Origin of the sequence: Bartonella sp. AA83SXKL (assembly GCF_042196965.1) — a bacterium.
Taxonomy (GTDB): domain Bacteria; phylum Pseudomonadota; class Alphaproteobacteria; order Rhizobiales; family Rhizobiaceae; genus Bartonella.
In genome coordinates, this window is sequence record NZ_JBHIRG010000055.1 from 1 (window position 1) to 3,695 (window position 3,695).

The 3,695-nt window shown below is 38.2% G+C and carries 7 protein-coding genes; 3 read left to right on the forward strand and 4 right to left on the reverse strand.

Features of this window, described 5'->3' with window-relative positions; genetic code table 11:
* The 3 genes from ACFINO_RS09305 to ACFINO_RS09315 all read left to right on the forward strand — a co-directional run.
* A partial coding sequence (locus tag ACFINO_RS09305) for a hypothetical protein (protein WP_375655524.1) occupies positions 1-386 on the forward strand: 386 nt, incomplete at its 5' end.
* A 321-nt stretch (positions 387-707) separates the two neighbouring features.
* Entirely contained in the window at positions 708-1,199 is a 492-nt protein-coding gene (locus ACFINO_RS09310) for a Rha family transcriptional regulator (RefSeq protein ID WP_375655526.1), read from the forward strand.
* A gap of 562 nt (positions 1,200-1,761) precedes the next feature.
* The gene (locus ACFINO_RS09315; RefSeq protein WP_375655528.1) at positions 1,762-2,295 is read left to right on the forward strand and encodes an antA/AntB antirepressor family protein; all 534 of its coding nucleotides are present in this window, start codon (positions 1,762-1,764) and stop codon (positions 2,293-2,295) included.
* Positions 2,296-2,340: 45 nt separating this feature from the next.
* Here ACFINO_RS09315 and ACFINO_RS09320 read toward each other — a convergent pair whose 3' ends face one another.
* The 4 genes from ACFINO_RS09320 to ACFINO_RS09335 form a co-directional block, all read right to left on the reverse strand.
* On the reverse strand, positions 2,341-2,622 hold the full coding sequence (locus tag ACFINO_RS09320; protein ID WP_375634897.1) for a type II toxin-antitoxin system YafQ family toxin: 282 nt from the start codon (positions 2,620-2,622) through the stop codon (positions 2,341-2,343).
* Positions 2,609-2,872 (reverse strand): type II toxin-antitoxin system RelB/DinJ family antitoxin, encoded by a 264-nt coding sequence (locus ACFINO_RS09325; RefSeq protein WP_375634899.1) that lies wholly within the window; start codon positions 2,870-2,872, stop codon positions 2,609-2,611. The genes ACFINO_RS09320 and ACFINO_RS09325 overlap by 14 nt, the downstream gene beginning before the upstream one ends.
* Before the next feature lie 97 nt (positions 2,873-2,969).
* Positions 2,970-3,275: a BrnA antitoxin family protein gene (locus tag ACFINO_RS09330; protein WP_375618924.1), complete on the reverse strand. Its 306-nt coding sequence runs from the start codon at positions 3,273-3,275 to the stop codon at positions 2,970-2,972.
* Entirely contained in the window at positions 3,253-3,519 is a 267-nt protein-coding gene (locus tag ACFINO_RS09335) for a BrnT family toxin (RefSeq protein WP_375613975.1), read from the reverse strand. Before ACFINO_RS09335 ends, ACFINO_RS09330 begins: the two co-directional genes overlap by 23 nt.
* Between the last annotated feature and the right edge of the window lie 176 nt (positions 3,520-3,695).

The following is a 3,695-nucleotide window of genomic DNA, read 5'->3' on the forward strand; positions in this document are numbered from 1 at the left end:
TTAAAGAAAAGGCGACAGCAAGGTTTCTTGAGACAGATATCATTGGTTCTGGAACACCAATACCTCTTAAATTTTTTCAAGCAAGAGAAACAAAACGCGGCGTAACTTACACACTGTTTGGAAAGAAAGAAATCTTACCCCATGCTTTTATCAAAGGTGGGAGTTTTCCAAAGCGCGTTGAATTAAAAAAGCTGAATGGGAATGTTTTTCAAAGAGCCGATGGAGATCAATTCCCTATTGCAAAACAAGAAGGACCCTCAATTGCTGGAATGATGTCCAAACCAGAGATTGCAAGTGCTATTGCACAATATGCCAATGAAAGATTAACTGAAAACATACAGAGACAACTTAAACGTCAAGAATATGCTGCCAACAAGAAAGGCTAGATCATGTTCTCAAGCTATGTCACCACACTACTCACAGCAATCTTATTACTTGACAAGATTCACGAAAAACATATATCGTTAAATCAGGTGCCTAGAAAACACCTTGATAGATAGCGGATAGATTGCCGGAACAATCTCTTCCCGCACATTAAGGCTTTGACTCATTCTATGCTCGTCGCATATAATGATCTCGTCGGGTGTAGTTATGCTATACAATACCCTTTTGGGAAAAGCATAACGACGGACTATCTACCGTGTTTTCTAGCACCCGATACCCCTTGAGGTATGAATAGAAGATATCTAAGTAGATAGGAGTTCGTTATGAACAATTTAGTAAATACCCAAACCACGTTAACAATGTCTAGCCGTGAAATTGCGGAATTATGTGATAAAAGGCATGACAATATTGTAAGAGATATTCGACAAATATGTACTGACCTCAAAATTGAGGTGAGTAAATTTCAAGGAAATTATAAGGATTCTACAGGACGTAAATTAGTCTGCTACAACCTACCTAAGCGTGAATGCCTTATCTTAATTTCAGGATACAGTACAGTGTTGCGTGCTAAGATCATTGACCGCTGGATAGAACTCGAGAGTCAAGAACAGACCGATTACGATAATGATACACGCTTTGATTTGCCAAGTTATTGGGAGGGTATGAACGCTGGTGAAAAAGTTTTATATCTTTTAGGTCCTATCCATGTGCGTCTTCTTGATGCTTTCAGAGTAGATGAAGAGAATAGAAAATATAAAGCCCTCATTAAAGAAGCAAAACAGGTGTTAGCTAGATCTGTCACAAAAGCTGCTTAGATTTAAAACATAATCTCATCTTCTCCACTTTCAGAGTGGAGAGGATGTTAATTTAAAGAAGATTGCCAATTATACCTCTCCAATTTCAAAAAAAACGTAATAAAATCAATACAAAAGGTACTTCCCAGCGGGTTGGCTTCGTTGCGGGGCGGACGAGCGCGAACTATCGCTAGCGACAGAATTTTCAAATTGACTGTACATTGTACACTTAACTCATTGATAAATAACAATTTCAATATGTACACTGTACAGTACACGATTATTTTTAGATAAAAATTATTTTTATTCTTGACATTGTTGCGTCAATGTCTATTTTCGAATTAGGTGCCTAGAAAACACCTTAAACACATAGCGGATTGGTTGCCGAAATAATCAGTCTTCCGCACATTAAAGACTTTGACTCATTGTATGTTAGGCGCATATAATAACTTTGTCGGGTGTAGTTATGCTATACAATACCCTTGTGGGGAAAGCATAACGACGGGCTATGTGCCGTGTTTTCTAGCACCCGGCATCTTTTAGAATGTCAATAGAAAACCTTTAAGCACATAGGAGCCAAATCATGGCACAATATTTAATTGACTTACATCAAACTACGATTGATGGTGATATCGTTCAGACAGTGAATGCACGTGAATTACATACATTTTTGGCAATAGGAAAACGTTTTGCTACTTGGATTACGAACCGCATTAATCAGTATGCATTTGAAGAGGGAAAGGACTATATTTTAACGCTTCCCAAAATTGGGAAACGTAAAAATGTTATAAGTAAAGAATATCATCTCACCCTAGACATGGCAAAAGAGCTTTCCATGGTTGAACGTAACGAGAAAGGACGTCAAGCACGCCGTTATTTTATTGAGTGTGAAAAGAAACTAAAAAGCCAATCTGTTGATTATGATAATGATACACGCTTTGATTTGCCAAGTTATTGGGAAGGTATGAACGCTGGTGAAAAAGTTTTGTATCTTCTGGGTCCAATTCATGTTCGTCTTCTTGATGCCTTCAGAGTAGATGAAGAGAACAGAAAATACAAAGCCCTTATTAAAGAAGCAAAACAGGTTCTAGCAAGATCTGTCGTAAAAGCTGCTTAGATTTAAAAACATCTCCCCTTCCCGTTCTTAAAATGGGGAGGTGGTTTAAAGATCAAGTTTTGCATGAGAGCCAAGACGCACTAAAACCAATCGATCTTGACCAATCAAGCGATAAATCAACACTAAGTCAGGTCGAATATGGCAATCTCGATAATTGCTCCAATTCCCAGTCAATGCATGGTCATGATATCGAGGTTCTAAAGGTTGATCATTTGCTAATGCTGCAATGATTTGGCGCAAATCAGTATCTAAAAGATGCCGATACCGTCCTTTCATTTCACGCTTGAAATCACGTTTGAAGATAGTGGTACGTTCAATCGGCCGCATAGAGATCGTCAAATAATTCGTCTACGGAATGAAACTTTTTTAAGTTACCTTCCTCTAGTTCTGCAAAAGCCGCTATAGTTTCCGCATTAGGTTGAAACAAGAAGGACGGAATAGCTTTATCTTGTGCAATACGCGTCATCAACACTCTCACAACATCACTTACTGATAAACCTGAAGCTTGAATAACTTGATTAGCGATATTTTGAATTTCTTCTGGTACACGCGCTTGAACCATACGACTGGCAGCCATAATGACTTCTCCTCTTGTAACTGTATTTCAATGTAATACAATTGAAGTTTAATTTCAACTGTAAAGCACATTTTTTAGAGTGGCGAGATCGTTCGGCTTAACAACCACTTGCTTTTTTTAAGACTTCACCCATACGTGTTCGCCAATCTTTTCCTTGTTTTTTAAAAGAGGCAATAACATTTGGGTCGAGACGGAGAGTAACCGCTTGTTTAGGAGATTCAACGGGTGGACGCCCACGTTTACGGCGCTCTTCTGTTACATACTTAAAAAAGGAGGCTGGTAAAACGTCTTTAGCTGGCTTTAAGCGTGCAAGTTCTTCATCTGTTAGTGGTGGGGAATCCACAGCGTCCCAATCTTCTTTTGTATAGCCACATCCTGTTTCAAAGGTTTTTTTGATAGTCATTGAAAACCTCTCTTTCTTTTTTATTCGCTTGACGAAAACTGATAATGGATATCGCTTCATTGCCAAGCTTTGCAAAAACAATAACTGTTGTGCCATCCGCAAAATGTCCAATAGCCTTCATGCGGTTTGAATGGGTTGCATCAATAAGAGCATGTTCCCAGTCAAAGTAAATAACATCAGCAAAATCAAGCTTATGTTTAACAATGTTTAAAGCTCTTTTTGGTTCATCCCACACTATCTTCATATATTTTATGTACACGAAAAATAAAACCTTGTCAATAATTAAAGTGTACAACAATTCGTATATACCATTCAAAATGGAGCAACTATGAATAAGAAAACGCGTAAGGGTCTATCGGTTCGTGCGTTTGCGAAGAAGATGGGTGTTTCACATAATGCGGTGGTTTCTCGGATAAAGAC

Bases quoted from the DNA above. Each gene is read 5' to 3' on its own strand.
- ACFINO_RS09320 (WP_375634897.1), bottom strand. From the start codon at position 2,622: ATGCGGCCGATTGAACGTACCACTATCTTCAAACGTGATTTCAAGCGT.
- ACFINO_RS09335 (WP_375613975.1), bottom strand. From the start codon at position 3,519: ATGAAGATAGTGTGGGATGAACCAAAAAGAGCTTTAAACATTGTTAAA.
- ACFINO_RS09325 (WP_375634899.1), bottom strand. From the start codon at position 2,872: ATGGCTGCCAGTCGTATGGTTCAAGCGCGTGTACCAGAAGAAATTCAA.
- ACFINO_RS09330 (WP_375618924.1), bottom strand. From the start codon at position 3,275: ATGACTATCAAAAAAACCTTTGAAACAGGATGTGGCTATACAAAAGAA.
- ACFINO_RS09315 (WP_375655528.1), top strand. From the start codon at position 1,762: ATGGCACAATATTTAATTGACTTACATCAAACTACGATTGATGGTGAT.
- ACFINO_RS09310 (WP_375655526.1), top strand. From the start codon at position 708: ATGAACAATTTAGTAAATACCCAAACCACGTTAACAATGTCTAGCCGT.